The sequence below is a fragment of the Escherichia sp. WS1265 genome (genome assembly GCF_046487585.1).
GTDB lineage: Bacteria > Pseudomonadota > Gammaproteobacteria > Enterobacterales > Enterobacteriaceae > Escherichia > Escherichia coli.
The window spans coordinates 12,991-39,019 of record NZ_JBJQJE010000004.1 but is presented as its reverse complement, the minus strand read 5'-3'; the positions used below and the strand labels follow the sequence as shown (position 1 = coordinate 39,019).

The following is a 26,029-nucleotide window of genomic DNA, read 5'->3' as shown; positions in this document are numbered from 1 at the left end:
AAAGAGAAGGAATTCATGGTGATGAAATGATCAATCTGCTGTTATTTCACGCTATCAATGCACTTTTGGCTGTTTTTCAGGCAAACAAACAAATTAGGGGTTTACACGCCGCATCGGGATGTTTATAGTGCGCGTCATTCCGGAAGTGTGGCCGAGCGGTTGAAGGCACCGGTCTTGAAAACCGGCGACCCGAAAGGGTTCCAGAGTTCGAATCTCTGCGCTTCCGCCAAATAAGATAAGGGGTTAGCTAAATGCTAACCCCTTTTTCTTTTGCCTGTCGAAATTCTCAGGGCGTTATATTTGCTTAATGACCTGATAATCCGCTGTTAAACCTGTTCCAGATCAAATGCGTAAAGATGGGTAAAACTTCTGGGTGCCCTTACGCATTATCATTATGCTGCTTAATTAATTACATCTGTCATAGAGAGTGACTCAATGGATCGTATTGTTAGTTCTTCACATGACCGTACATCGCTGCTTAGCACCCATAAGGTGCTGCGTAATACCTATTTTCTGCTGAGCCTGACGCTGGCCTTTTCGGCGATTACCGCAACTGCCAGTACGGTGCTGATGCTGCCATCTCCGGGTCTGATTTTGACGCTGGTGGGTATGTATGGTTTGATGTTCCTGACCTATAAAACGGCGAATAAGCCGACCGGGATTATCTCCGCATTCGCCTTTACCGGTTTTCTGGGTTATATCCTCGGACCAATTCTGAATACCTATCTGTCTGCTGGAATGGGTGACGTAATCGCTATGGCACTGGGCGGAACGGCGTTAGTGTTCTTCTGCTGCTCTGCGTATGTGCTGACCACCCGCAAAGATATGTCGTTCCTCGGCGGTATGCTGATGGCGGGTATTGTGGTGGTGCTGATTGGTATGGTTGCTAATATCTTCCTGCAACTGCCTGCTCTGCATCTGGCGATCAGCGCGGTCTTCATTCTGATCTCCTCTGGCGCTATTTTGTTTGAAACCAGCAACATCATTCATGGCGGTGAAACGAACTATATTCGTGCCACGGTTAGCCTGTATGTTTCGCTGTACAACATCTTCGTCAGCCTGCTGAGCATTCTGGGCTTCGCCAGCCGCGATTAATCTCACCCGCTAACACTTTCATAGCCTCGCTTTATGCGGGGCTTTGTTTTTTGTTACACTGCCGCCAGTCTGATTAAGGTAGTAATAATTATGCTGATCTTCGAAGGTAAAGAGATAGAAACGGATACCGAAGGCTATCTCAAAGAAAGCAGCCAGTGGAGTGAGCCGCTGGCAGTGGTGATTGCAGAGAACGAAGGGATTTCGCTGTCACCAGAACACTGGGAAGTGGTGCGTTTTGTGCGTGATTTCTATCTGGAATTCAATACTTCTCCGGCGATTCGTATGCTGGTAAAAGCGATGGCGAATAAATTTGGCGAAGAAAAAGGTAACAGCCGCTATTTATACCGACTGTTTCCGAAAGGTCCGGCTAAGCAAGCCACCAAAATTGCTGGCCTGCCAAAACCGGTAAAATGTATTTAACGGATACGAAAATCGGTTAATTCCCCCGAGGGATGATGCGGCTCGTTGAGCACCCGTTCCACACGTGCAGAACGCGGGCCGCCACTTTTTAACCACTGCATTAATTTTTCCACCTGCCCTTCTTCACCGCAGGCAACCACTTCCACGCTGCCATCGTCAAGATTTTTGGCGTACCCGGTTAGTCCCAGTTTTTTCGCTTCGTACTGCGTGGTGTAGCGGAATCCTACGCCCTGAACTCGCCCGTAAACCCAGGCAATTATGCAGACTTTCGACATTGCTGCTCTCCTTATCCTTAATGGACGCGTTGCAAATCCATGGAAAACTCCGGACAATGACGCCCATTTCTTTGCATCGATAGAAAAGTAAATTATGAGTGTACGTTTAGTGTTAGCCAAAGGGCGCGAAAAATCATTACTTCGTCGCCATCCGTGGGTCTTTTCCGGGGCCGTTGCCCGCATGGAAGGTAAAGCCAGCCTCGGTGAAACCATCGATATTGTTGATCATCAGGGAAAATGGTTAGCACGCGGCGCTTATTCGCCAGCTTCGCAAATCCGGGCGCGCGTCTGGACGTTTGACCCGTCAGAGTCTATCGACATTGCTTTTTTTACCCGCCGTTTGCAGCAAGCACAAAAATGGCGTGACTGGCTGGCACAAAAAGATGGCCTCGACAGCTATCGTTTAATCGCCGGTGAATCTGATGGCCTGCCGGGTATTACTATCGATCGTTTCGGTAATTTTCTGGTGCTGCAATTGCTGAGTGCTGGCGCAGAATATCAGCGCGCAGCATTAATTAGTGCCCTGCAAACGCTGTACCCGGAATGTGCGATTTACGATCGCAGCGACGTTGCGGTACGTAAAAAAGAAGGGATGGAACTGACCCAGGGCCCCGTTACCGGAGAGCTACCGCCTGCCCTGCTGCCGATTGAAGAACACGGCATGAAGCTGCTGGTGGACATACAGCACGGGCACAAAACGGGCTACTACCTGGACCAGCGTGACAGCCGCCTGGCTACCCGCCGCTACGTTGAAAATAAACGCGTACTGAACTGTTTCTCCTATACCGGTGGTTTCGCCGTATCGGCACTGATGGGCGGTTGCAGCCAGGTTGTCAGCGTTGATACCTCCCAGGAAGCCCTGGATATTGCACGGCAGAACGTTGAGCTGAACAAACTGGATCTGAGCAAGGCTGAGTTTGTCCGTGATGATGTCTTTAAATTGCTGCGAACCTATCGCGATCGCGGTGAAAAATTTGACGTTATCGTGATGGACCCGCCGAAGTTTGTTGAGAATAAAAGCCAGTTGATGGGCGCGTGTCGTGGCTATAAAGATATCAACATGCTGGCGATTCAGTTGCTGAATGAAGGCGGTATTCTCCTGACTTTCTCCTGTTCCGGTCTGATGACCAGCGATTTATTTCAGAAAATCATCGCGGATGCCGCAATTGATGCCGGCCGTGATGTACAATTTATAGAGCAGTTCCGTCAGGCAGCCGATCATCCGGTGATCGCTACCTACCCGGAAGGGCTATATCTGAAAGGGTTTGCCTGTCGCGTCATGTAACTTGAAATGTGGAATTTTACCCTTATATCAAAGGTAAAGATTTCCCGGGAGGTGACTATGATTGCCAGCAAATTCGGTATCGGCCAGCAGGTCCGCCATTCCCTGTTAGGTTATCTCGGAGTGGTCGTGGATATCGACCCGGTTTATTCGCTCTCTGAACCGTCGCCTGATGAGCTGGCGGTGAATGACGAGCTTCGCGCCGCTCCGTGGTATCACGTGGTGATGGAGGACGATAACGGCCTACCGGTTCATACCTACCTGGCTGAAGCCCAGCTAAGTAGCGAATTGCAGGATGAACATCCTGAACAGCCATCCATGGATGAGCTGGCGCAGACCATCCGCAAACAACTCCAGGCCCCGCGTCTGCGTAACTAATCCCTTAACAAATCCCCGGAAGGTTTTTGCCTTCCGGGGATTTTTTATTTGGCCAGGCCCAGGCGAGGGATCTCAATAGCCGGGCAGCGATTCATCACTACATTTAATCCGGCATCCCGAGCCAGTACTGCCGCTTGCTCATTAATCACCCCCAGTTGCATCCAGAGGGTTTTCGCGCCGATGGCGATCGCTTCCTGCGCTACGCCCCACGCCGCTTCTGAATTCCGGAAAACATCGACCATATCGACTTTTTCAGGAACTTCTGCCAGCGTGCCATACCCCTGCTGGCCCAGCAGCGTTTTGCCGGCAACTTTTGGTGAAACCGGAATGACGTGATACCCCTGGTCGAGTAGATATTTCATCACGCGATAGCTGGGACGATCGGGTTTGTCGCTTGCCCCCACCAGCGCAATGGTGTGAGTGGACGTTAAAATGCCTGCAATATCGGTTTCTTTCATTATTTCCTCCAGACTGTTTAACAAAGTGTACGACAAAGCCGACATGCCAACCATGCAGCTAATACGAATGAATGAGAGCAAAAGCGGGAAATATGTCTATATGTTAGTAAGTATGATTAAAGAAAAATTTTGACACATTATTATTCGGGCGGTCTTTTGACAGGAGCTACCTATGAAAACCGGCATCGTGACCACCTTGATTGCATTATGTTTGCCGGTATCCGTTTTTGCCACCACGCTGCGGCTTTCAACCGATGTCGATCTTCTGGTACTCGACGGTAAAAAGGTTTCCAGCTCTCTGCTGCGCGGTGCGGACAGCATTGAACTGGATAATGGACCGCATCAGTTAGTGTTTCGCGTTGAGAAGACGATTCATCTTTCCAATAGTGAAGAACGGCTGTATATCTCCCCACCGCTGGTGGTCAGTTTTAATACCCAGCTCATCAACCAGGTCAATTTTCGCCTGCCTCGTCTGGAGAATGAGCGGGAAGCTAACCATTTTGATGCCGCGCCGCGCCTTGAATTGTTGGATGGCGATGCGACGCCGATTCCGGTAAAGCTGGATATTCTCGCCATTACCTCAACGGCAAAAACGATTGATTATGAGGTCGAGGTTGAACGCTATAACAAATCCGCGAAACGCGCTTCACTACCGCAATTTGCCACGATGATGGCAGATGACAGTACGCTGCTTTCGGGTGTTTCCGAGCTAGATGCTATTCCACCGCAGTCTCAGGTGCTCACAGAACAACGGCTGAAGTATTGGTTTAAACTGGCTGACCCACAAACGCGAAATACTTTCCTGCAATGGGCGGAAAAACAACCATCTTCCTGAGATTTTTGTGCCTGTGCGCAGGCTTTTTCGGTCTTTATCTTGCAGCGATAAGTGCTTACAGTAATCTGTAGGAAAGTTAACTACGGATGTAACATTATGGAACTGACGACACGCACTTTACCTGCGCGGAAACATATTGCGCTGGTGGCACACGATCACTGCAAACAAATGCTGATGAGCTGGGTGGAACGACATCAACCGTTACTGGAACAACACGTACTGTATGCAACAGGCACTACCGGTAACTTGATTTCCCGTGCAACCGGCATGAACGTCAACGCGATGTTGAGTGGCCCAATGGGGGGTGACCAGCAGGTTGGCGCATTGATCTCAGAAGGGAAAATTGATGTATTGATTTTCTTCTGGGACCCACTAAACGCCGTGCCGCACGACCCTGACGTGAAAGCCTTGCTGCGTCTGGCGACGGTATGGAACATTCCGGTCGCCACCAACGTGGCAACGGCAGACTTCATTATCCAGTCGCCGCATTTCAACGACGCGGTCGATATTCTGATCCCCGATTATCAGCGTTATCTCGCGGACCGTCTGAAGTAATATTGCACAGGTGGCAAACGCCACCTGTTTCTTACGGTTTTCTCGCCACCGGCACATCCAGATTTTTCAGTATTTCGACAAATGGAGAGGGATTCTCTTTGTTAAACAGTGCCCATACCCGATGGCGTGCCCGGGTCAGCGCCACGTACATTAACCGCCGTTCTTCAGCGTCCGGGAAATCCTCAACCGGTGGCAGTAGCGCCTCTTCCATAATCGACTCCCGCGCCGCAGCCGGAAAACCATCACTCCCCTCCTGCAAGCCAACGATGATGACGTAATCCGCCTGTTGCCCTTTGCTGGCATGAATGGTCATAAAGTCGATTTGCAACTTCGGCCAGCGTGTTGCCGCTTTTTCCAGGCTGGCAGGCCTCATGTGATGGTAACGCGCCAGGATCAGAATGCGCTCTTCCGGTTTGGCATAACCAGAGAGCTTATCCAGCAAAGCGTCAAGATGGCTCTCATCCAATAACGTGACGGCTTTTTTGTCTCCATTGGTTAAGCTGTTTAGCGGCTTTTTCAGCTGGCCTGGGTTCTGCTGAATAAACCGGTTTGCCACCTCACCGATACGACTGTTAAAACGGTAAGTCGTGTCTAAATCGCAGCGATCACCTTCACCAAAGTTTTCATGGAAAGCGGTGGTGAGCGACATTTGCGCACCGCTGAAGCGATAAATCGCCTGCCAGTCATCACCAACGGCGAACAACGTCGTCTGACTGTTTTGCTTGCGTAATGCCGCTAACAACGCTGCGCGCTGCGGCGAGATATCCTGAAATTCATCAACCAGAATATGCTTCCACGGGCTGATAAAGCGACCTTTCTCCAGAATCACAATCGCCTGGTGAATAAGGCCCGAAAAATCGACAGCGTTTTCTGCCTTCAGCGCACCTTTCCAGGCTTTTAATAACGGGGCCATCAACTTGATACGTTTACTGAACAGATCGCGAATCTCTTCGGGTGCACTGGCAATCATTTCTGCCTGTGCGCCACCGTGCATCCGCATCAGACTTACCCAACGATCGAGGCGTGAGGCAAGACGACGCTGTAATTTTTCATCATCCCAGAAGTTACCTTCTGGCACTGACCACTGCATTTCTTCCGTCAGCCATTGCCGCCAGCCCTTCGCCTGCGCTTTCTTTTCGCTGCATTGCTTGCGCCACTCAGCAATAAAGAGTTCATGACGGGCAGCGGTATCATTTTCCAGTTTGCTGACTATCGGAACTTTTTTGCTGCCCTGCTGAATAATATGCAGCGCCAGCGCATGAAACGTGCGTGCGGTAATGTCTTCGGTATGTAGCCGTTCGCGAATACGCTCGTCCATCTCTTCAGCGGCTTTGCGACCAAACGCCAGCAATAAAATTTGCTCAGGGGACGCTTCACCACGCACCAGCAACCAGCCTGCACGGGCCACCAGCACCGACGTTTTTCCGCTTCCTGCACCTGCCAGCACTAACAGAGAATGCTCGCCATTAACGACTGCCCGGGCCTGCGCCGGATTCAGCGGTGAAGACTCGACCTGGCGGAAAAAATCCGCATACTCGGTAAGCATGGCTTCGGTATACGCCTGGTTATGCTGCAACCGAGCGCTTTCAATATCTTTCAACCAGGCCTGACATTTACGCCACGCCTCACGGCAGTTATCGAATTCTTCCAGTCGGTTAACCGGCAACGGCAACGCCGACAAAGCCTGGCGGATTTGTTGCTGAACGCCAGAGGTTTGCTCACGCGTCAGCCATTTATTTTCTCCAGTGCGCGTGGCAATCAAATCCAGTTGCTGGCGTAAAACACCAGACGCAATTTCGCTCATCTCGCCACTCCACCGCCGCCAGTGAGCATCAAGATGATGGTAAAAACGCTGCGTCTCGCCCCATTCGGTACCGTGCAGACGCACCACTTTTTCGCCCGGCAGTACAAATTCCAGCTCGCCCCATACCAGACCGCGCTTACAGTGAATCGCCAGTAATTGATTGAAAGGAATAAGGTATTCGTGGCGATCGCCGGAGACTTTAATCCCGGCATTGAGGATCACCGCCCGATCGTAAGGGTGCTGTGCCAGACGTTTTCCAAGCGTTGTCGCTTTCAGTTCCATGACTCTGTAGATCCACACGAAATGATTTCTTATCAGTGTAACCGTCAGAGAAAACGTGCTCCAGCCCAAAAAAACGTTACAATTGCCGCCCATTACTGAAAACCACAGTAAAGCGAGGTTTTATGCGTACCGTTTTGAACATTCTGAACTTTGTGCTTGGCGGATTTGCCACCACTCTGGGCTGGCTGTTGGCGACTCTGGTCAGTATTGTGCTGATTTTTACCTTACCGCTGACACGATCCTGCTGGGAGATCACTAAACTGTCTCTGGTGCCTTATGGCAATGAAGCTATTCATGTCGATGAACTGAACCCGGCTGGCAAAAATGTGCTGCTAAATACTGGCGGTACGGTATTGAATATTTTCTGGCTGATTTTCTTTGGCTGGTGGTTATGCCTGATGCACATTGCAACGGGCATCGCACAATGTATTTCCATCATTGGCATTCCTGTCGGCATTGCGAACTTTAAAATTGCCGCTATTGCACTATGGCCGGTCGGTCGTCGCGTGGTATCGGTAGAAACAGCGCAAGCTGCGCGTGAAGCCAATGCACGTCGTCGTTTTGAATAATCCACTAATATGGCCTTTATGCTAAGTCCTTTGCTCAAACGCTATACCTGGAACAGCGCCTGGCTGTATTACGCGCGTATTTTTATTGCGCTTTGTGGAACCACAGCGTTTCCGTGGTGGCTGGGTGATGTAAAACTGACGATTCCGCTGACGCTGGGGATGGTGGCAGCGGCGCTGACCGATCTCGATGACCGGCTGGCGGGACGTTTGCGTAACCTCATCATTACGCTGTTCTGCTTTTTTATCGCCTCGGCCTCAGTAGAACTGCTGTTTCCCTGGCCCTGGCTATTTGCGATTGGCTTAACGCTCTCAACCAGCGGCTTCATTTTGCTCGGCGGTCTGGGTCAACGCTATGCAACAATTGCCTTCGGTGCGTTACTGATCGCCATTTACACTATGTTGGGGGCGTCACTGTATGAGCACTGGTATCAGCAGCCGATGTATCTGCTGGCCGGTGCCGTCTGGTACAACGTCCTGACACTTATTGGTCATCTACTGTTCCCGGTCCGCCCGCTGCAGGACAACCTGGCGCGTTGCTATGAACAACTGGCGCGTTACCTTGAGCTCAAGTCGCGCATGTTTGATCCTGATATTGAAGATGAAAGCCAGGCACCGCTGTACGATTTGGCACTCGCCAACGGTCAGCTGATGGCGACATTGAATCAGACGAAACTCTCGCTGCTGACCCGCTTACGTGGCGATCGTGGTCAACGGGGAACGCGTCGCACGCTGCATTATTACTTTGTCGCACAGGATATTCACGAGCGTGCCAGCTCTTCTCATATTCAGTATCAAACATTGCGTGAACATTTTCGCCACAGCGACGTGCTGTTCCGTTTTCAGCGGCTGATGTCGATGCAGGGCCAGGCGTGCCAGCAACTGTCACGCTGTATTTTGCTGCGTCAGCCTTATCAACATGATCCGCATTTTGAGCGCGCTTTTACGCATATTGATGCTGCGCTGGAGCGGATGCGCGATAACGGCGCGCCTGCCGATTTACTCAAAACACTGGGTTTTTTGCTGAACAATTTACGCGCCATTGATGCCCAACTGGCAACAATTGAATCAGAACAGGCCCAGGCACTGCCCCATAATAATGACGAAAATGAGCTCGCTGATGACAGCCCGCACGGATTGAGTGATATCTGGCTGCGTCTTAGCCGTCACTTCACGCCGGAATCCGCCCTCTTCCGTCATGCGGTAAGAATGTCGCTGGTGTTGTGCTTCGGCTACGCCATCATTCAGATAACCGGAATGCATCACGGGTATTGGATCTTGCTGACAAGTTTGTTTGTCTGCCAGCCAAACTATAACGCCACTCGCCACCGCCTGAAGTTAAGGATTATTGGGACGCTGGTAGGTATCGCGATTGGCATTCCTGTGCTGTGGTTTGTGCCGTCACTGGAAGGGCAGCTGGTGCTACTGGTTATTACCGGCGTGCTCTTTTTTGCCTTCCGTAACGTGCAATATGCCCATGCAACGATGTTCATCACACTTTTGGTGCTACTGTGTTTTAACTTGCTGGGTGAAGGTTTTGAAGTGGCGTTACCTCGCGTAATCGATACGCTGATTGGTTGTGCCATTGCGTGGGCGGCAGTGAGCTACATCTGGCCTGACTGGAAGTTTCGCAATCTGCCGCGAATGCTCGAACGCGCCACAGAGGCCAACTGCCGGTATCTCGATGCCATACTGGAGCAATACCATCAGGGGCGTGATAACCGTCTGGCGTATCGTATTGCCCGCCGCGATGCACACAACCGTGATGCTGAACTGGCGTCGGTGGTATCAAATATGTCCAGCGAGCCGAACGTTACCCCGCAAATTCGCGAGGCCGCGTTTCGGTTGCTGTGCCTTAACCATACGTTTACCAGCTATATCTCAGCCCTCGGTGCTCACCGGGAGCAGTTAACTAATCCTGAAATTCTGGCGTTTCTTGATGACGCAGTTTGCTATGTTGATGACGCGCTACATCATCAACCTGCTGATGAAGAACGCGTCAATCAGGCATTAGCTGGCCTGAAACAGCGAATGCAGCAACTTGAACCGCGGGCAGACAGCAAAGAACCTCTGGTCGTACAACAAGTCGGGTTATTGATTGCATTACTGCCAGAGATTGGTCGTCTGCAACGCCAGATTACTCAAGTTCCGCAGGAAACTCCTGTTTCGGCGTAAGAGAGTCAGCCCATTCTGCAAGCTCCTGGCGGCGTGCCACCGGGAGCGCAGCTTCATGAATGCCGATAATGGCCCCTTCAAGCATAAACAGAATCTTTTCTGTCACCAGACTGTTTTGCTGCCGCAGTCGCAACCAACACATTTTTGCCCCAAGTATACGTAACGCCCGTACATCCTTAATCCCCACCTCCCCGAGAATCGCTTCCAGATGAAAAGACATATTGGGCAAATCTTTCAGTCTTTCCCGGGTATTGCGCGTGCTTTTCTCTTTCAGCGCTGCATCGAGAGAATATTTCGACAGACGCACCAGCTTCAGTTGATTTCGCCATAGACTTTCATCAACCCGATAGTAATTGAGGGTAACGGATCGGCCACACTTTTTATATGTCAGCCAGACAGGCGGATGTTTTACACAGTACTGTGCACTTTGCTCACAAGCCCGAAGATACAACTCACCATCAGAAACCATCGCAAACACCGTGTCGTCAACGGTCAGGCTGTAACTACCAAACAATGATCGGTATTCAATTGTGCCCAACGTTGCCAGGTATTCTTGTGATTTATAGATCCGCTTATAGGAGAGGCTTTTCATAAAATTCCTTTTAAAATCATAACATAAAAGAATGATTCACATTAACGGATCCGTTAACTACGAAAATAGGCAACTTATTCTTAAGGGGCAAGATTAATTTATGTTTTCCCGTCACTAACGACAAAATTTGCGAGGCTCTTTCCGAAAATAGGGTTGATCTTTGTCGTCACCGGATGTACTGTACATCCATACAGTAACTCACAGGGGCTGGATTGATTATGTACACTTCAGGCTATGCACATCGTTCTTCGTCGTTCTCATCTGCAGCAAGTAAAATTGCGCGTGTCTCTACGGAAAACACTACAGCCGGGCTTATCAGTGAAGTTGTCTATCGCGAAGATCAGCCCATGATGACGCAACTTCTACTGTTGCCATTGTTACAGCAACTCGGTCAGCAATCGCGCTGGCAACTCTGGTTAACACCGCAACAAAAACTGAGTCGGGAATGGGTTCAGGCATCTGGGCTACCCTTAACGAAAGTGATGCAGATTAGCCAGCTCTCCCCTTGCCACACCGTGGAGTCAATGGTTCGCGCTTTACGCACGGGCAATTACAGTGTGGTGATCGGTTGGTTGGCAGATGATTTGACTGAAGAAGAGCATGCTGAACTTGTTGATGCGGCAAATGAAGGTAACGCTATGGGGTTTATTATGCGTCCGGTAAGCGCATCCTCTCACGCAACGAGACAACTTTCCGGGCTAAAAATTCACTCTAATTTGTATCATTAAGTAAATTTAGGATTAATCCTGGAACTTTTTTTGTCGCCCAGCCAATGCTTTCAGTCGTGACTAATTTTCCTTGCGGAGGCTTGTCTGAAGCGGTTTCCGCGATTTTCTTCTGTAAATTGTCGCTGACAAAAAAGATTAAACGTACCTTATACAAGACTTTTTTTTCATATGCCTGACGGAGTTCACACTTGTAAGTTTTCAACTACGTTGTAGACTTTACATCGCCAGGGGTGCTCGGCATAAGCCGAAGATATCGGTAGAGTTAATATTGAGCAGATCCCCCGGTGAAGGATTTAACCGTGTTATCTCGTTGGAGATATTCATGGCGTATTTTGGATGATAACGAGGCGCAAAAAATGAAAAAGACAGCTATCGCGATTGCAGTGGCACTGGCTGGTTTCGCTACCGTAGCGCAGGCCGCTCCGAAAGATAACACCTGGTACACTGGTGCTAAACTGGGCTGGTCCCAGTACCATGACACTGGTTTTATTCCTAACAATGGTCCGACCCACGAAAACCAACTGGGTGCAGGTGCTTTTGGTGGTTACCAGGTTAACCCGTATGTTGGCTTTGAAATGGGTTACGACTGGTTAGGTCGTATGCCGTACAAAGGCGACAACATCAACGGCGCATACAAAGCTCAGGGCGTTCAGCTGACCGCTAAACTGGGTTACCCAATCACTGACGATCTGGACATCTACACTCGTCTGGGTGGTATGGTATGGCGTGCAGACACCAAGGCTAACGTACCTGGTGGCGCATCTTTTAAAGACCACGACACCGGCGTTTCTCCGGTTTTCGCTGGCGGTGTTGAGTACGCGATCACTCCTGAAATCGCTACCCGTCTGGAATACCAGTGGACCAACAACATCGGTGACGCACACACCATCGGTACTCGTCCGGACAACGGCATGCTGAGCCTGGGTGTTTCCTACCGTTTCGGTCAGGGCGAAGCAGCTCCAGTAGTTGCTCCGGCTCCAGCTGCGGCACCGGAAGTACAGACCAAGCACTTCACTCTGAAGTCTGACGTTCTGTTCACCTTCAACAAAGCAACCCTGAAACCGGAAGGTCAGGCTGCTCTGGATCAGCTGTACAGCCAGCTGAGCAACCTGGATCCGAAAGACGGTTCCGTAGTTGTTCTGGGTTACACCGACCGCATCGGTTCTGACGCTTACAACCAGGGTCTGTCCGAGCGTCGTGCTCAGTCTGTTGTTGATTACCTGATCTCCAAAGGTATCCCGGCAGACAAAATCTCCGCACGTGGTATGGGCGAATCCAACCCGGTTACTGGCAACACCTGTGACAACGTGAAACAGCGTGCTGCACTGATCGACTGCCTGGCTCCGGATCGTCGCGTAGAGATCGAAGTTAAAGGCATCAAAGACGTTGTAACTCAGCCGCAGGCTTAAGTTCTCGTCTGGTAAAAAACCCCGCTGCTGCGGGGTTTTTTTTCGTCTTTAGAAAATTGAACTGACTTTCGTCAGTTATTCCTTACCCAGCAATGCCTGCAGATCCTGCTTCAAAGAAGACATTTTATTCGCGTATTTCTCTTTGTTTTCCGCATCTTCAATCAGCTGAACAATCGTTTCAGAAAGCGTTTTACCGCGACGCTGCGCAAGACCAGCCAGACGTTGCCAGACAATAAATTCCAGATCGATCGATTTTTTGCGCGTATGCTGGTGTTCCGCATTAAAATGGCGCTTCCGTCTGGCCCGAATGGTTTGCTTCATGCGATTGACCAGTTCCGGATTCATATGCTTGTCAATCCAGCCATTTACCAGCACGGGTTCATTTTCCAGCGAGAGCAACACATCGACGGCTTCCTGGGCGGCACTGGCTTCTATGTAACGGGTGATTAACTCCCCTTCGCGGTGCTTCTTCACCAGATACTTCCATTTCCAACCGCTTTCAAGATTTTCAAGTTGTTGATATTTCATAGCGATCTCAATGTTACCGTGTAACTCTTTACAGAATATCAGCTTTTTGGGTCAGTGAAGAAAAGAATCTCCATCCTGTGAGCTTTAACGCCCATGCCAGGAGTATTGTCGGTGCTTTCTACGTGTGCTGCAGTGCCGGTTACGGTATAATCGCGGCTTTGACAACAGACTAAAAAACATCAACTTTGACCATTACGAAACTTGCATGGCGTGACCTGGTTCCTGATACCGATAGCTATCAGGAAATATTTGCTCAGCCACATTTGATTGACGAAAACGATCCTTTATTCAGTGATACTCAACCGCGACTGCAATTTGCGCTGGAGCAGTTGCTGCATACGCGAGCATCCTCCTCTTTTATGCTGGCGAAGGCCCCGGAAGAGTCTGAGTATCTGAATCTTATTGCCGATGCCGCGCGTGCGCTACAAAGCGATGCAGGCCAACTGGTGGGCGGTCACTATGAGGTTTCCGGGCACACCATCCGCTTACGTAACGCAGTGAGTGCAGATGATAATTTTGCGACTTTAACGCAAGTTGTCGCTGCCGACTGGGTAGAAGCGGAACAACTCTTTGGCTGCCTGCGCCAGTTTAATGGCGACATTACCCTGCAGCCAGGTCTGGTGCATCAGGCAAATGGCGGTATTCTCATCATCTCTTTGCGTACACTGCTGGCGCAACCTCTGCTGTGGATGCGGCTGAAAAATATCGTTAACCGCGAGCGTTTTGACTGGGTTGCGTTTGATGAGTCGCGCCCTCTCCCCGTCTCTGTGCCTTCGATGCCATTGAAGCTGAAAGTCATTCTGGTAGGCGAACGCGAATCATTGGCTGATTTCCAGGAGATGGAACCAGAGCTTTCAGAGCAGGCTATTTATAGCGAATTTGAAGATACTCTGCAGATTGTCGATGCGGAGTCAGTAAGCCAGTGGTGTCGCTGGGTAACATTGACCGCCAGACATAATCACTTACCTGCACCGGGAGCGGATGCCTGGCCGGTACTTATCCGCGAAGCAGCCCGCTACACCGGTGAACAAGAAACACTTCCGCTTAGCCCGCAGTGGATCCTCCGCCAGTGTAAAGAGGTCGCCTCCCTGTGCGATGGCGACACCTTCTCCGGCGAGCAGCTAAACTTAATGCTACAGCAGCGTGAATGGCGCGAAGGTTTCCTCGCTGAACGCATGCAGGATGAGATTCTTCAGGAGCAAATCCTGATTGAAACCGAAGGCGAACGCATCGGGCAAATTAACGCCCTTTCGGTCATTGAATTTCCGGGTCATCCACGCGCTTTTGGCGAACCTTCTCGCATTAGCTGCGTTGTGCATATTGGCGATGGTGAATTCACCGACATCGAACGCAAAGCGGAGCTTGGCGGCAATATCCATGCGAAAGGGATGATGATCATGCAGGCGTTCCTGATGTCGGAACTACAGCTTGAGCAACAGATCCCCTTCTCAGCATCGCTGACATTTGAGCAGTCATACAGTGAAGTGGATGGCGATAGTGCCTCGATGGCTGAGCTCTGCGCCCTGATAAGCGCCCTCGCCGATGTGCCGGTGAATCAGAGTATCGCTATCACAGGTTCAGTCGATCAGTTCGGTCGTGCCCAGCCGGTCGGTGGTTTAAATGAGAAAATCGAAGGCTTCTTTGCTATTTGCCAGCAACGTGAGTTAACCGGGAAACAAGGTGTCATTATCCCCACTGCTAACGTTCGCCATTTAAGTCTTCACAGTGAACTGGTGAAAGCGGTAGAAGAAGGCAAATTCACCATCTGGGCAGTAGACGATGTGACTGACGCACTGCCGTTATTATTAAATCTGGTGTGGGATGGCGAAGGCCAAACGACGCTGATGCAAACCATCCAGGAACGTATCGCGCAAGCATCGCAACAGGAAGGACGTCACCGTTTTCCATGGCCATTACGTTGGCTGAACTGGTTTATTCCGAACTGATCGGACTTGTTCAGCGTACACGTGTTAGCTATCCTGCGTGCTTCAATAAAATAAGGCTTACAGAGAACATGGTAGATAAACGCGAATCCTATACAAAAGAAGACCTTCTTGCCTCTGGTCGCGGTGAACTGTTTGGCGCTAAAGGCCCGCAATTGCCAGCACCGAACATGCTGATGATGGACCGTGTGGTCAAAATGACCGAAACGGGTGGTAACTTCGACAAAGGGTATGTTGAAGCAGAACTGGATATCAATCCGGATCTGTGGTTCTTCGGATGCCACTTCATTGGCGATCCGGTTATGCCAGGATGCCTGGGCCTGGACGCAATGTGGCAGCTGGTAGGGTTCTACCTCGGCTGGCTGGGCGGCGAAGGTAAAGGCCGCGCGCTGGGCGTTGGCGAAGTGAAATTCACTGGTCAGGTACTGCCGACAGCGAAAAAAGTGACCTACCGTATTCACTTTAAACGCATTGTTAACCGTCGTCTGATTATGGGCCTGGCGGATGGCGAAGTGCTGGTTGATGGTCGTTTGATCTATACCGCCAGCGACCTGAAAGTCGGTCTGTTCCAGGATACGTCTGCCTTCTGATTATAATCAGACAGAGTATCAAAAGGCGAAACCTCCGCAATGCGGAGGTTTCTTTTTAAAGAGACAGAATCAGGCCATTACTACCCTGTCCGCCATGGCTTCTCGCCAGCCTCCCAGCCATTGTGACCTTTGATTCAGCGTCTGATAGGGACACATTTCTTTTGAGCGTCCGGCGATGCCGGCCTGATAACCACGTTGATGTGCCCGTTCCAGGCGATCTCGTTTTTGTCTCTTCATGCCTCGTTTCCCTCATACTGGTTTCTGGTGGAAAAGAAAACAGTGATTACTAAATGTGCAATCACAGTTAAGCAATACCGCGAATCATAACTGCCGTCAATGCGCAAAATTCACGCCACTGTCATATTTGTGAGCTACACGGGCATGTCGGTTGTACAAAAAATGTGAAGAGGAACAACTTTTTCCGCACCTTAGAAACAAAAAAACCGCCTCAGGCAACATACCGGAGACGGTTATATTTACAAATCTTTATAATTAAGGTAGACGCTTTATCTCTTGCGCAATAGAAGCGGCTTCCTGACTCCAGACACTGGCCAGTACTTTAACCATCTCATCGTAACCATCCTGAGTTTGCACCCCTTCCAGACGGAACGGACGTTTGATCAGTTGTCCCTGGTGGTTCAACAGCCATTCACCACTGACAATGACCTTGCCATCATAGCGACCGTTAAACTCCGTTACGGTAACATTGAGCGTGTCCTGGGCGCTTCCCAGAGGCTGGGAGGCAACCACCCAGCCGGGCAGTTGCGTACTCAGGTTGGCAACCAGAGTGTTGCGCAACTGTTGATCCAACGGGCTGGCCCACAAGTTGTTGTTGGCAATCACATACTTCACATCACTGGTTTGATAAACCACACCATTTCCGGCCAGATAGTCAGGAACAGCGACCTGCTCTACCCATAACAGGCGATTACCCTGGCTGGCGGTACTTTGTGTACCGCTCTGCACCACAGGTAACTGGTAATAGTTTTTATTAATTTCGCCGGAGCTGCATCCGGCCAGCCACAGTGCTGCAATCGTCACTAGCCACTTTTTCATTGTTTCGCCCTCTTCGGCTCTGGATCTTTTTTGTCCTTCGCTTCAAATACCAGCGCGTTACTCTTCTCATTGAGCGTTTTCAGCACCGGTTGCAGTTCTCGCAACACCTGATCAAGGCGCTGCATATCCGCCACCATCTTGTTGTAGGCTGCGGAGCCAGGCTGGAAGCCCTGCATGCTGCGATTCAATTCACGCAACGTTGACTGCATATCCGTCGGTAACTGCTGCATCGACTGGCTGGCGAGGATCTTGTTCATGCTATCCAGCGTCGTTTGCAGGTTTTTCATTGTGCGCTGACTTTCAGAAAGCGTACTGGTTGCCTGTTCAATCATCGGATTCAATGGCAGTTTGTTGATCTTATCCAACGCTTCCATCAGTCGTTGCTGGATTTGCGCCAGACCGCCGCTAACGGTCGGGATAATCTGATAACCATTAAATTCACGAATACCGGTTATTGCAGGCGTATTTGGATAGAAATCGAGATCAACATACAGTGCGCCAGTGACCAGGTTTCCGGTTTTCAGCGATCCGCGTAAACCACGTTTCAACAATTCGCCAAGGTGCTCAACAACATCCGCATTTTCGCCAAGCTGCATTTTCAGCCGCTCTGGCTCGATACGAATCAGTACCGGAATACGGTAATCATCGTTAAATGTCTGACGCATATTCGGCGCAAAGAATGGCACTTTGCTTACGGTACCCAGGCGAATACCCCGGAATTCTACCGGAGCTCCCGGTTGCAGACCGCGTACCGAATCTTTAAAGAACATCAGATAATCAATGTGATCGGTGTACAACGAATCCTGAATGCTCTTCTGATCATCATACAAAACGAAAGCTGTTTTCGGTGCCACTGGCTGCCCTAAATCCAGACCTTCCGGCACATCAAAGCTGACACCGCCACTAAGCAGCGTTGTCAATGAGCCCATCTCCACACGCATTCCCGCTGACGTCAAATCAACCGCAATGCCACTATCTTTCCAGAAGCGAACATTGCTGGTCACCAGTCGGTCATAAGGTGCATTGATGAACAGTTGATAGCTGATATTGCGTTTTTGCGTATCGAAGGTGCTGGTTTCAACCGAACCTACCCGATAGCCACGGAACAGCACGGGATCTCCTGGCGAGAGCTGCCCGGCTTTTTTGCTATCGAGAATCACACGGATACCTTTCGCATCAGGCGGGGCCAACGGTGGCGAGTCCAGCAAATCGTATTTATCCATTTTGCTGCCTTTCGCGCCTGGCTGCAGTTCGATATAAACCCCAGACAGCAGCGTTCCCAGGCCGCTAATCCCTTCTCGACCAATCTGCGGTTTCACCACCCAAAAGACGGTATCTTTATGCAGCAATTTTTCCATACCGGAATTCAGCCGCGCTTTGATTTCAACGTGCGTCAAATCATCAGCCAGTGTGGCGCTTTCAACCACGCCGACGTCAACGCTACGGCTTTTAATGGTGGTTTTACCACCTTCTATTCCTTCCGCATTCGCGGTGATCAGGGTCACTTCCGGCCCCTGATGGCTGTAATGATAAAAAAGAACCCAGGCCCCAATGAGCGCCGTGACGATAGGAAATATCCACACGGGAGACCAGTTCTTCACTTTCTGGATTTTGGCTTCCCCATTATTAGATTCCATACTGTCAGGACTCCTCATGCTCTGATTCAGGTTGACGATCCCACGACAAACGCGGGTCAAACGTCATAGCAGAAAACATTGTCATTATGACGACTAAAGCAAACATTAATGCACCCATTGCCGGATAAATACTCATTAAACCTCCCATACGCACCAGCGCCGAGAGCACCGCGATAACGAAAACGTCAATCATCGACCAGCGGCCTACAAACTCAACAACTTCATAAATCAAATGCATTCTTTCACTGTCGCGCTTGCCATGCCCTTTGGCATCCCAACACAGCCACGCGATGGCGATCATCTTTAACGTTGGCACCATAATACTGGCCAGAAAGATCACCGCAGCGACGGGATAAGAGCCTTCGCTCCATAACAGGATGACCCCAGCGAGAATCGTCGATGGCATCTTCGAGCCTAATAAATCCGTCACCATGATGGGCAAAATATTAGCCGGAAGATACAGCATGATGGACGTAACAAGCAGCGCGAGTGTCCATTGCAGGCTGTTTCTACGCCGAACGTACCCTTTGGTACTACAGCGCGGGCATACGGGTTCGTCAGCAGGAAGGATTGCCGTACAACAGGAGCATGAACGCAGCCCCTGACGTATCCCCGTGACGCCTGGTTTTAGCGGCTGGCGCAGTTCTGGCATCGGGGCGATATCGTCCCATAACCAGCGACGATCAACGCACTGAAAGGCGCGCAGTTGCAGGACACAAAATAAACACCAGGGGAGAAAGCTGCTGCCGACACCAATGCTGCCGTAGGCCATCAGTTTAACGAAACTGACCAGCACACCCGCGAGGAAAATCTCCGCCATTCCCCAGGTTTTGAGTTGAAAAAGCACCCGTGCCAGTTGCTCTTTTAAACGGACCGGTAATTCCGCGCGATTCACCAGTAACAGAATGGTTATCAGACAAAACGCGGGAACCAGTTGCACAAACAACAGGAAAAAGGTGCCGAGGCTGGCGTAGTCCTCAGAAAAAAGCACGCCGGGAATTTCCAGTAATGTAATTTCACTGGTAACTCCTGCAACGTTCATATTCACAAAAGGAAACAAGTTGGACAGCAACAGCATGAACAGTGCAGCCAACGCATAGGCGGTGGGACGCTGCCGAGGGGCATCCCACGCCACGGTTAACGTTGTGCCACACCGGGGACATGCCGCTTTCTGACCATGCTCAAGGCGCGGTAACGCCACCAGCATGTCACACTGCGAGCACAGGATGTGCTTCGCGGCATGATGATGTTCGCACATTGGTACTCCTTAATGATGCGCTATTTTACAGATGACTAACAAAGTGTTGGTTTTCATGCCTGATAAACCCAGTTCATCAGGCAATTTTACCGTTGTCAGCTGTCTCTGTTTAAATCGACTATTTTGCGATCAGCCACCATTTTTTAACGCTTCAAGATACTCCCAGCGTTCAAAGGCTTGCTCCAGCTCCTGCTCTGCAGCAGCCATATCGGCGAGCACTTTTTGCGTCTGCTCATGCGGCTGACTGAAGAAGGAAGCATCCGCCACCTGCGTCTGTAGGGCTTCCAGCTTCGCCTCCAGATCTTCGAGCAATTGCGGTAGCTGCTCCAGTTCGCGCTGCAATTTATAGCTTAGTTTGCTACTGCTGCGTTTTACAGTTTCTGCTTTTGGCGCGGCGGCTTCTTCGATTTTTTTCACCGCAGGCTGTTTGAGCGCCACATACTGTTCTTGCTGACCACGGGCATCATGATAACCGCCGACATAACGACCAATTTTACCGCCGCCTTCGAAGATCCAGCATTCTGTAACGGTGTTATCGACAAACTGACGATCGTGGCTCACCAGCAATACCGTGCCCTGGTAGCTGTCGATCAGTTCTTCCAGCAGTTCCAGCGTTTCAACATCAAGATCGTTGGTCGGTTCGTCAAGAATCAATAAGTTGCTTGGTTTGAGGAACAAACGCGCCAACAACAAGCGGTTACGCTCACCGCCAGAAAGCGCACGTACCGGCGTCATCGCCCGTTTAGGATGGAACAGGAAGTCCTGCAAATAGCCCAAAACATGGCGTGGCTTGCCGTTAACCATCACCTCTTGCTTACCTTCAGCAAGGTTATCCATCACCGTTTTATCGGGATCCAGTTCCGCACGGTGCTGATCGAAATAAGCCACTTCCAGTTTGGTGCCAACGTGAATACGCCCGCTGTCCGCCTGAAGCTGACCGAGCATCAGTTTCAGCAGCGTGGTTTTGCCGCACCCATTCGGGCCAATCAGGGCAATTTTGTCGCCACGTAGAACCTGGGCCGAAAAATCTTTCACCAGTCGCTTACCGTCAACCTGGTAGCAAACGTCTTCCATTTCGAAAACGATCTTACCGGAGCGGCTGGCCTCTTCCACCTGCATCTTTGCGGTACCCATCACTTCGCGACGTTCGCCACGCTCACGACGCATTGCTTTCAGGGCGCGTACGCGGCCTTCATTACGGGTACGGCGTGCTTTGATCCCCTGGCGGATCCACACCTCTTCCTGCGCCAGTTTGCGATCGAACTCGGCATTTTGTAGTTCTTCCACGCGCAGGGCTTCTTCTTTTTCCAGCAGGTACTGGTCGTAATTCCCAGGATAGGTCACAAGCTTGCCGCGATCGAGATCAACAATGCGCGTCGCCATATTGCGGATAAACGAACGGTCGTGGGAGATGAAAATTATCGTCCCATTGAAGGTTTTAAGGAATCCTTCCAGCCAGTCGATGGTTTCGATATCCAGGTGGTTAGTCGGTTCGTCGAGCAGCAATACGCGCGGATTGCTCACCAGCGCGCGTCCTAATGCCGCTTTACGCAACCAGCCGCCGGAAAGCGACGACAGCGCAACGTTAGGATCTAACCCCAGTTGCGCCAGCACTTCGTTAATGCGGTTTTCCAGCTGCCACAGGTTGTGGTGATCCAACTGTTCCTGAACCTTCGCCAGTTCGTTGAGATTTTTCTCGCTCGGGTCGTTCATCACCAGGCGCGAAATATCGTGATAGCGTTTCAGGTATTCCGCTTGTTCTTCAATGCCTTCGGCAACGAAATCATAAACACTCCCCTCAACGTTACGCGGCGGATCCTGTTGCAGACGAGCTACAATCAAATCTTGCTCGTAAATAATGCGACCGTCATCCAGCCCTTGTTCACGGTTGAGGATTTTCATTAACGTCGATTTGCCTGCGCCGTTGCGGCCTACCAGACAAACACGTTCGTTATCTTCGATATGCAGTTCTGCGTTATCGAGAAGCGGCGCGTCGCTGAACGACAGCCATGCGCCATGCATACTGATTAATGACATTACTATTCCTTTCAGGCTGCGGTAATCAGCCAGCAGTTGTGGATCTGGCGGTTACGGGCGAAATCCTGGGAGAGCGTTTTTTGCGTAATTTCTTGTGCTTTCAGTCCCAGTTTTGCCAGGCCGTCGAGATCCATACGGAAGCCACGTTTGTTGTTCGAGAACATGATCGTCCCACCTGCACGCAGCAGACGTTTCAAATCTTTCATCAGCGCCAGATGATCGCGCTGAACATCAAACGCATCTTCCATTCGTTTTGAGTTAGAGAAGGTTGGCGGATCGATAAAGATCAGATCGAACTGTTCATTTGCCTCACGCAGCCACGCCAGGCAATCGGCCTGAATCAGGCGATGCGCACGCCCGGTTAGGCCATTCAGACGCAGGTTGCGTTCTGCCCACTCCAGATAAGTACGTGACATATCCACGGTGGTGGTGCTGCGTGCACCGCCTAATCCCGCATGCACGGTGGCGCTGCCGGTATAAGAGAACAGGTTGAGGAAATCTTTGCCTTTGCTCATCTGACCGAGCATACGACGGGCGATACGGTGATCGAGGAACAGACCGGTATCGAGGTAATCCGTCAGGTTCACCCACAAGTGAGCGTTATATTCGGTGACTTCGAGAAACTCGCCCTTCTCGCCCAGTTTCTGGTACTGATTTTTGCCCTTCTGGCGTTCACGGGTTTTCAGCACCAGTTTGTTTGGCGCAATCCCCAGTACCGAAATGGTTGCAGCGATAATATCGAACAGACGCTGACGCGCTTTGTGCGCATCAATAGTTTTTGGCGGCGCATACTCCTGCACCACCACCCAGTCGGCATAACGGTCAACTGCAACGTTGTATTCCGGTAGATCGGCGTCGTACAGGCGGTAGCATTCAATGCCTTCCTGACGCGCCCACTTCTCGAATTTTTTGAGGTTCTTACGCAGACGGTTGGCGTAGTCTTCTGCCACCATTGCCGGTTTGCTGTCTGGTTTGCTTTCGGCAACGTGGTAATTTTTCTGCACGCAGTCTAATGGACCGTTTTTCGCTTTGTACTGTTTGTCTGCACGCAACTGCAGGCAACTTAACAGATCCGGCGAGGCACTGAATAAAGAGAGATTCCAGCCGCCGAACTGGTTTTTCATGATTCGGCCCAGCAGGCTATGCAGCGCAATCAGCGCCGGTTCGCTGTCCAGACGTTCGCCGTAAGGCGGGTTGCTCAACACTGTACCGTATGGCCCTTTCGGCAGCGGATTGGTCAGTTGCGCGACATCTTTCACTTCAAAAGTGATCAGTTCGCCAATCCCCGCAAGACGGGCGTTGGTGCGCGCACGTTGAATCACCCGCGCATCGCTGTCGGAACCGTAGAAATGAGAGTTGTACTCAGCCAGACCTTTACGGGCGCGGGTTTGCGCTTCTGCTTTCACTTCCTGCCAGATGGCTTCATCATGCTGTGCCCAGCCGCTAAAGCCCCAACGTCCACGGTGCAAGCCTGGTGCGCGATCGGTCGCCAGCATCGCCGCTTCAATCAGCAACGTACCGGAACCACACATCGGATCGAGCAGCGGTGTTCCTGGCTGCCAGCCGGATCGCATAACAATCGCGGCTGCCAGGGTTTCTTTGATCGGCGCAATACCAGCACGATCGCGATAGCCACGCAGATGTAAACCATCACCACTGAGATCAAGGGCAATACTGGCGGTTTCTTTATGCAGCCAGACGTTAACGCGGATATCCGGCGCATCGCGATCAACATTTGGACGCGGCAGATTTTTCCGCGTGAAAGCATCGACAATCGCGTCTTTCACTTTCATCGCGCCGTACTGACTGTTGCGGATGGTGTCATTCAAACCACTGAAGTGGACAGCGAAGGTCGCGCCAGGATTAAACATCTCTGTCCAGTTGATCGCCTGAACACCGAGATAGAGGTCTAAATCGCTGTAAACCTTACACTCGCCCAGCGGCAACATAATACGCGAGGCCAGGCGGCTCCACATCAGGCTCTGGTAAACAAGCCGTGTGTCGCCCTTGAAATGGACCCCACCCTGAACCACCTGGCATTCAACGGCCCCCAGGTTTTCCAGTTCAGTTTTTAACAGCTCTTCCAGCCCACGGGCCGTACTGGCAAACAGAGAATTCATATCGTCACTTTTACTCTAAGAGCCTACCGCAGTAGGCGTAATTGTTGCAGTCAGTCTGGACATGGACAGCGCGGAGAAACCGGAGCGTACACAAGTACGTGAGGATTTCGAGCACTTCCCTGGGCCAAACTGACAAATAAAATAGCCTAATGGGACAGGCGCTAAGAAAATTGTTGCGCATTATAGCTAATAAGCGCGTCATGTCATAAAGTTGAGGGCTTATTTTCATTTGAGGACCGCACCGTGGCGACATTAACCCGGCTTTTTATTCATCCTGTTAAATCGATGCGCGGCATTGGTCTTACACATGCTCTGGCAGATGTCAGTGGTCTGGCCTTCGATCGCATCTTTATGATCACGGAACCTGACGGTACGTTTATTACCGCTCGCCAGTTTCCGCAAATGGTACGGTTTACTCCTTCACCTGTGCATGATGGCTTGCATCTCACCGCACCAGATGGCAGTAGCGCATATGTTCGTTTTGCTGATTTCGCCACACAAGACGCACCAACCGAAGTTTGGGGCACACATTTTACCGCGCGAATTGCACCAGACGCGATCAACAAATGGCTAAGTGGATTTTTCTCCCGCGAAGTGCAGTTGCGCTGGGTGGGGCCACAAATGACGCGGCGCGTGAAACGCCACAACACTGTACCCCTGTCATTTGCTGATGGCTATCCTTACCTTCTTGCTAACGAAGCCTCGTTACGTGATCTCCAACAACGTTGTCCGGCCAGTGTAAAAATGGAGCAATTCCGCCCCAATCTGGTGGTTTCCGGCGCGTCAGCCTGGGAAGAAGATAGCTGGAAAGTGATTCGCATTGGTGATGTGGTGTTTGATGTGGTTAAACCTTGTAGCCGCTGTATTTTCACCACCGTCAGTCCAGAAAAAGGGCAAAAACATCCGGCAGGCGAACCATTAAAAACATTGCAATCTTTCCGCACTGCCCAGGATAACGGCGATGTCGATTTTGGTCAGAATTTAATTGCCCGTAATAGCGGCGTAATTCGCGTTGGCGATGAGGTGGAAATTCTGGCAACGGCTCCGGCTAAAATTTACGGCGCAGCCGCCGCTGATGATACCGTCAACATCACGCAACAACCGGACGCAAATGTAGATATTGACTGGCAGGGGCAGGCATTTCGTGGAAATAACCAGCAGGTGTTGCTGGAGCAATTAGAAAATCAGGGAATTCGTATCCCTTATTCTTGCCGCGCGGGCATTTGTGGAAGTTGCCGTGTTCAGCTTTTAGAAGGCGAAGTCACGCCGCTGAAAAAATCAGCAATGGGCGATGATGGCACCATTCTTTGCTGTAGCTGTGTACCGAAGACTGCACTTAAGTTGGCGCGTTAGACTGCCTGTTCGAGGCTGAAGCTGTCAACATTCACCTGCGGTTTCAGCCTGTCGTTCATGATTTTAATGGCGTCGCCCAACTGCATCGCGCGACCCGCAATAACAACGCAGGGTTGGGCTAGCAGACATAGCGCGGCATTTTCGCCAGATTCAACGACCAGCAAATTGACTTGCTCGTGAGTATCGCTCAACCAAACGCAGGCCGCATCGCCCGGCATGGGCACCCACATTTCTCCATGGGAAACAAAATGCCAGCTTTTCGGCATTTGCGGTTTGAGATAACGAATTGCTACCAGTGCATTCAGCACCAGTTCGGCTTTTTGTTCTTTAGATAAATTAAAATCGCGGCACTTTTCTTCAAACGAGAAATAGAGCGCAGCATCGTCAACGCAAAAGCCTGCGGGAGAAAAGGCATCTGGAGTCAACATTTTGCGCGCAAAACGTGAGCGAAATAGCATACCATTGGCTAAATCGAGCATCATTCGATCGTGCTCTTCATCGTAATACCAACGCCAGTTATCGTCTGGTTTAATTCGCATTTGCCTCTCCCCTACCCTATAAAACCGCAGCAACACAATCCATTGTCGCTTCGCTTAATAACCTCAACAATAAAAGTACAAAATGTCTAAATAAGCAACAGCGATGAATATAAA

At 50.8% G+C, this 26,029-nt stretch carries 25 protein-coding genes and 1 tRNA gene; 14 read left to right on the top strand and 12 right to left on the bottom strand.

The genetic code is table 11. The annotated features are described in order from the left end of the window. Positions 1 to 141: 141 nt before the first annotated feature. The 3 genes from ACJHX3_RS05385 to tusE all read left to right on the top strand — a co-directional run bounded on the left by ACJHX3_RS05385 (position 142) and on the right by tusE (position 1,515). Positions 142 to 229: transfer RNA gene (locus ACJHX3_RS05385), tRNA-Ser, on the top strand. A 206-nt stretch (positions 230 to 435) separates the two neighbouring features. Next, positions 436 to 1,095, top strand: coding sequence for an FtsH protease modulator YccA (yccA, locus tag ACJHX3_RS05380; RefSeq protein ID WP_000375136.1), 660 nt, complete (start codon positions 436 to 438; stop codon positions 1,093 to 1,095). 90 nt (positions 1,096 to 1,185) lie between these two features. Further along, the gene (tusE, locus tag ACJHX3_RS05375; protein WP_000904442.1) at positions 1,186 to 1,515 is read left to right on the top strand and encodes a sulfurtransferase TusE; all 330 of its coding nucleotides are present in this window, start codon (positions 1,186 to 1,188) and stop codon (positions 1,513 to 1,515) included. On the opposite strand, the gene yccX is transcribed toward tusE, so the two are convergent. Next, positions 1,512 to 1,790 (bottom strand): acylphosphatase, encoded by a 279-nt coding sequence (gene yccX, locus ACJHX3_RS05370; RefSeq protein WP_000048232.1) that lies wholly within the window; start codon positions 1,788 to 1,790, stop codon positions 1,512 to 1,514. The genes tusE and yccX overlap by 4 nt on opposite strands. 94 nt (positions 1,791 to 1,884) lie before the next feature. Here yccX and rlmI point away from each other — a divergent pair, with 94 nt between their 5' ends. Together rlmI and hspQ are read left to right on the top strand one after the other, a co-directional pair. Further along, positions 1,885 to 3,075 carry a 23S rRNA (cytosine(1962)-C(5))-methyltransferase RlmI gene (gene rlmI / locus ACJHX3_RS05365; protein ID WP_065226498.1) on the top strand — a complete coding sequence of 397 codons (1,191 nt, stop codon included), beginning with the start codon at positions 1,885 to 1,887 and terminating at the stop codon, positions 3,073 to 3,075. 57 nt (positions 3,076 to 3,132) lie between these two features. Beyond that, a complete protein-coding gene (gene hspQ, locus ACJHX3_RS05360; protein ID WP_001295356.1) occupies positions 3,133 to 3,450 on the top strand; it encodes a heat shock protein HspQ in 318 nt (105 codons plus the stop codon). 44 nt (positions 3,451 to 3,494) lie between these two features. Here hspQ and ACJHX3_RS05355 read toward each other — a convergent pair whose 3' ends face one another. Next, positions 3,495 to 3,908 carry a CoA-binding protein gene (locus ACJHX3_RS05355; RefSeq protein ID WP_001469505.1) on the bottom strand — a complete coding sequence of 138 codons (414 nt, stop codon included), beginning with the start codon at positions 3,906 to 3,908 and terminating at the stop codon, positions 3,495 to 3,497. Between the two features lie 172 nt (positions 3,909 to 4,080). On the opposite strand from ACJHX3_RS05355, the gene ACJHX3_RS05350 reads away from it, so the two are divergent. Both ACJHX3_RS05350 and mgsA read left to right on the top strand, forming a co-directional pair. Then, positions 4,081 to 4,743, top strand: a complete 663-nt coding sequence (locus ACJHX3_RS05350) for a DUF2057 family protein (protein WP_000847791.1) — start codon at positions 4,081 to 4,083, stop codon at positions 4,741 to 4,743. A 96-nt stretch (positions 4,744 to 4,839) separates the two neighbouring features. Continuing rightward, positions 4,840 to 5,298: a methylglyoxal synthase gene (gene mgsA, locus ACJHX3_RS05345; protein WP_000424181.1), complete on the top strand. Its 459-nt coding sequence runs from the start codon at positions 4,840 to 4,842 to the stop codon at positions 5,296 to 5,298. Between the two features lie 31 nt (positions 5,299 to 5,329). Here mgsA and helD read toward each other — a convergent pair whose 3' ends face one another. Beyond that, complete coding sequence (gene helD / locus ACJHX3_RS05340; RefSeq protein WP_000420538.1) at positions 5,330 to 7,384, bottom strand: DNA helicase IV; 2,055 nt, start codon at positions 7,382 to 7,384, stop codon at positions 5,330 to 5,332. 122 nt (positions 7,385 to 7,506) lie between these two features. Here helD and ACJHX3_RS05335 point away from each other — a divergent pair, with 122 nt between their 5' ends. Together ACJHX3_RS05335 and yccS are read left to right on the top strand one after the other, a co-directional pair. Further along, the gene (locus ACJHX3_RS05335; protein ID WP_001261235.1) at positions 7,507 to 7,953 is read left to right on the top strand and encodes a YccF domain-containing protein; all 447 of its coding nucleotides are present in this window, start codon (positions 7,507 to 7,509) and stop codon (positions 7,951 to 7,953) included. Between the two features lie 9 nt (positions 7,954 to 7,962). Next, on the top strand, positions 7,963 to 10,125 hold the full coding sequence (gene yccS / locus ACJHX3_RS05330) for a YccS family putative transporter (RefSeq protein WP_140427130.1): 2,163 nt from the start codon (positions 7,963 to 7,965) through the stop codon (positions 10,123 to 10,125). Here the strand turns inward: yccS and sxy are convergent. Next, entirely contained in the window at positions 10,088 to 10,717 is a 630-nt protein-coding gene (gene sxy / locus ACJHX3_RS05325) for a CRP-S regulon transcriptional coactivator Sxy (RefSeq protein ID WP_000839153.1), read from the bottom strand. The two genes, yccS and sxy, sit on opposite strands and share 38 nt — an antisense overlap. Before the next feature lie 218 nt (positions 10,718 to 10,935). Between sxy and sulA the strand changes: the two genes are divergently transcribed. Beyond that, on the top strand, positions 10,936 to 11,445 hold the full coding sequence (gene sulA, locus ACJHX3_RS05320) for an SOS-induced cell division inhibitor SulA (RefSeq protein ID WP_000288710.1): 510 nt from the start codon (positions 10,936 to 10,938) through the stop codon (positions 11,443 to 11,445). A 356-nt stretch (positions 11,446 to 11,801) separates the two neighbouring features. Beyond that, complete coding sequence (gene ompA / locus ACJHX3_RS05315) at positions 11,802 to 12,854, top strand: porin OmpA (protein ID WP_094308110.1); 1,053 nt, start codon at positions 11,802 to 11,804, stop codon at positions 12,852 to 12,854. Positions 12,855 to 12,929: 75 nt separating this feature from the next. Here ompA and matP read toward each other — a convergent pair whose 3' ends face one another. Next, the gene (gene matP / locus ACJHX3_RS05310; protein ID WP_000877161.1) at positions 12,930 to 13,382 is read right to left on the bottom strand and encodes a macrodomain Ter protein MatP; all 453 of its coding nucleotides are present in this window, start codon (positions 13,380 to 13,382) and stop codon (positions 12,930 to 12,932) included. Between the two features lie 185 nt (positions 13,383 to 13,567). Here matP and ACJHX3_RS05305 point away from each other — a divergent pair, with 185 nt between their 5' ends. Beyond that, positions 13,568 to 15,328 carry a Lon protease family protein gene (locus tag ACJHX3_RS05305; RefSeq protein WP_000156477.1) on the top strand — a complete coding sequence of 587 codons (1,761 nt, stop codon included), beginning with the start codon at positions 13,568 to 13,570 and terminating at the stop codon, positions 15,326 to 15,328. Positions 15,329 to 15,396: 68 nt separating this feature from the next. Beyond that, complete coding sequence (gene fabA, locus ACJHX3_RS05300) at positions 15,397 to 15,915, top strand: bifunctional 3-hydroxydecanoyl-ACP dehydratase/trans-2-decenoyl-ACP isomerase (RefSeq protein ID WP_000227927.1); 519 nt, start codon at positions 15,397 to 15,399, stop codon at positions 15,913 to 15,915. Between the two features lie 69 nt (positions 15,916 to 15,984). On the opposite strand, the gene rmf is transcribed toward fabA, so the two are convergent. From rmf to rlmKL, 6 genes are all read right to left on the bottom strand, one after another. Further along, on the bottom strand, positions 15,985 to 16,152 hold the full coding sequence (rmf, locus tag ACJHX3_RS05295) for a ribosome modulation factor (RefSeq protein WP_000828648.1): 168 nt from the start codon (positions 16,150 to 16,152) through the stop codon (positions 15,985 to 15,987). Positions 16,153 to 16,407: 255 nt separating this feature from the next. Further along, complete coding sequence (pqiC, locus tag ACJHX3_RS05290; protein ID WP_000759110.1) at positions 16,408 to 16,971, bottom strand: membrane integrity-associated transporter subunit PqiC; 564 nt, start codon at positions 16,969 to 16,971, stop codon at positions 16,408 to 16,410. Then, the gene (gene pqiB, locus ACJHX3_RS05285; RefSeq protein WP_000445541.1) at positions 16,968 to 18,608 is read right to left on the bottom strand and encodes an intermembrane transport protein PqiB; all 1,641 of its coding nucleotides are present in this window, start codon (positions 18,606 to 18,608) and stop codon (positions 16,968 to 16,970) included. Before pqiB ends, pqiC begins: the two co-directional genes overlap by 4 nt. A gap of 4 nt (positions 18,609 to 18,612) precedes the next feature. Continuing rightward, the gene (gene pqiA / locus ACJHX3_RS05280) at positions 18,613 to 19,866 is read right to left on the bottom strand and encodes a membrane integrity-associated transporter subunit PqiA (protein ID WP_000333176.1); all 1,254 of its coding nucleotides are present in this window, start codon (positions 19,864 to 19,866) and stop codon (positions 18,613 to 18,615) included. 129 nt (positions 19,867 to 19,995) lie between these two features. Then, the gene (locus tag ACJHX3_RS05275; protein WP_094308109.1) at positions 19,996 to 21,903 is read right to left on the bottom strand and encodes an ABC transporter ATP-binding protein; all 1,908 of its coding nucleotides are present in this window, start codon (positions 21,901 to 21,903) and stop codon (positions 19,996 to 19,998) included. 11 nt (positions 21,904 to 21,914) lie between these two features. Beyond that, the gene (rlmKL, locus tag ACJHX3_RS05270; RefSeq protein WP_094322069.1) at positions 21,915 to 24,023 is read right to left on the bottom strand and encodes a bifunctional 23S rRNA (guanine(2069)-N(7))-methyltransferase RlmK/23S rRNA (guanine(2445)-N(2))-methyltransferase RlmL; all 2,109 of its coding nucleotides are present in this window, start codon (positions 24,021 to 24,023) and stop codon (positions 21,915 to 21,917) included. Between the two features lie 243 nt (positions 24,024 to 24,266). Between rlmKL and ycbX the strand changes: the two genes are divergently transcribed. Beyond that, a complete protein-coding gene (ycbX, locus tag ACJHX3_RS05265; protein WP_000224275.1) occupies positions 24,267 to 25,376 on the top strand; it encodes a 6-N-hydroxylaminopurine resistance protein YcbX in 1,110 nt (369 codons plus the stop codon). On the opposite strand, the gene zapC is transcribed toward ycbX, so the two are convergent. Further along, a complete protein-coding gene (gene zapC, locus ACJHX3_RS05260; protein WP_001295353.1) occupies positions 25,373 to 25,915 on the bottom strand; it encodes a cell division protein ZapC in 543 nt (180 codons plus the stop codon). The two genes, ycbX and zapC, sit on opposite strands and share 4 nt — an antisense overlap. Positions 25,916 to 26,029 lie beyond the last annotated feature (114 nt).

Bases quoted from the DNA above. Each gene is read 5' to 3' on its own strand.
- ACJHX3_RS05335 (WP_001261235.1), top strand. From the start codon at position 7,507: ATGCGTACCGTTTTGAACATTCTGAACTTTGTGCTTGGCGGATTTGCC.
- mgsA (WP_000424181.1), top strand. From the start codon at position 4,840: ATGGAACTGACGACACGCACTTTACCTGCGCGGAAACATATTGCGCTG.
- sxy (WP_000839153.1), bottom strand. From the start codon at position 10,717: ATGAAAAGCCTCTCCTATAAGCGGATCTATAAATCACAAGAATACCTG.
- yccS (WP_140427130.1), top strand. From the start codon at position 7,963: ATGGCCTTTATGCTAAGTCCTTTGCTCAAACGCTATACCTGGAACAGC.
- fabA (WP_000227927.1), top strand. From the start codon at position 15,397: ATGGTAGATAAACGCGAATCCTATACAAAAGAAGACCTTCTTGCCTCT.
- yccA (WP_000375136.1), top strand. From the start codon at position 436: ATGGATCGTATTGTTAGTTCTTCACATGACCGTACATCGCTGCTTAGC.
- yccX (WP_000048232.1), bottom strand. From the start codon at position 1,790: ATGTCGAAAGTCTGCATAATTGCCTGGGTTTACGGGCGAGTTCAGGGC.
- rlmKL (WP_094322069.1), bottom strand. From the start codon at position 24,023: ATGAATTCTCTGTTTGCCAGTACGGCCCGTGGGCTGGAAGAGCTGTTA.
- matP (WP_000877161.1), bottom strand. From the start codon at position 13,382: ATGAAATATCAACAACTTGAAAATCTTGAAAGCGGTTGGAAATGGAAG.
- pqiC (WP_000759110.1), bottom strand. From the start codon at position 16,971: ATGAAAAAGTGGCTAGTGACGATTGCAGCACTGTGGCTGGCCGGATGC.
- hspQ (WP_001295356.1), top strand. From the start codon at position 3,133: ATGATTGCCAGCAAATTCGGTATCGGCCAGCAGGTCCGCCATTCCCTG.
- zapC (WP_001295353.1), bottom strand. From the start codon at position 25,915: ATGCGAATTAAACCAGACGATAACTGGCGTTGGTATTACGATGAAGAG.
- pqiB (WP_000445541.1), bottom strand. From the start codon at position 18,608: ATGGAATCTAATAATGGGGAAGCCAAAATCCAGAAAGTGAAGAACTGG.
- ACJHX3_RS05350 (WP_000847791.1), top strand. From the start codon at position 4,081: ATGAAAACCGGCATCGTGACCACCTTGATTGCATTATGTTTGCCGGTA.
- sulA (WP_000288710.1), top strand. From the start codon at position 10,936: ATGTACACTTCAGGCTATGCACATCGTTCTTCGTCGTTCTCATCTGCA.
- tusE (WP_000904442.1), top strand. From the start codon at position 1,186: ATGCTGATCTTCGAAGGTAAAGAGATAGAAACGGATACCGAAGGCTAT.
- rlmI (WP_065226498.1), top strand. From the start codon at position 1,885: ATGAGTGTACGTTTAGTGTTAGCCAAAGGGCGCGAAAAATCATTACTT.
- rmf (WP_000828648.1), bottom strand. From the start codon at position 16,152: ATGAAGAGACAAAAACGAGATCGCCTGGAACGGGCACATCAACGTGGT.
- helD (WP_000420538.1), bottom strand. From the start codon at position 7,384: ATGGAACTGAAAGCGACAACGCTTGGAAAACGTCTGGCACAGCACCCT.
- ompA (WP_094308110.1), top strand. From the start codon at position 11,802: ATGAAAAAGACAGCTATCGCGATTGCAGTGGCACTGGCTGGTTTCGCT.
- ACJHX3_RS05355 (WP_001469505.1), bottom strand. From the start codon at position 3,908: ATGAAAGAAACCGATATTGCAGGCATTTTAACGTCCACTCACACCATT.
- ACJHX3_RS05275 (WP_094308109.1), bottom strand. From the start codon at position 21,903: ATGTCATTAATCAGTATGCATGGCGCATGGCTGTCGTTCAGCGACGCG.
- pqiA (WP_000333176.1), bottom strand. From the start codon at position 19,866: ATGTGCGAACATCATCATGCCGCGAAGCACATCCTGTGCTCGCAGTGT.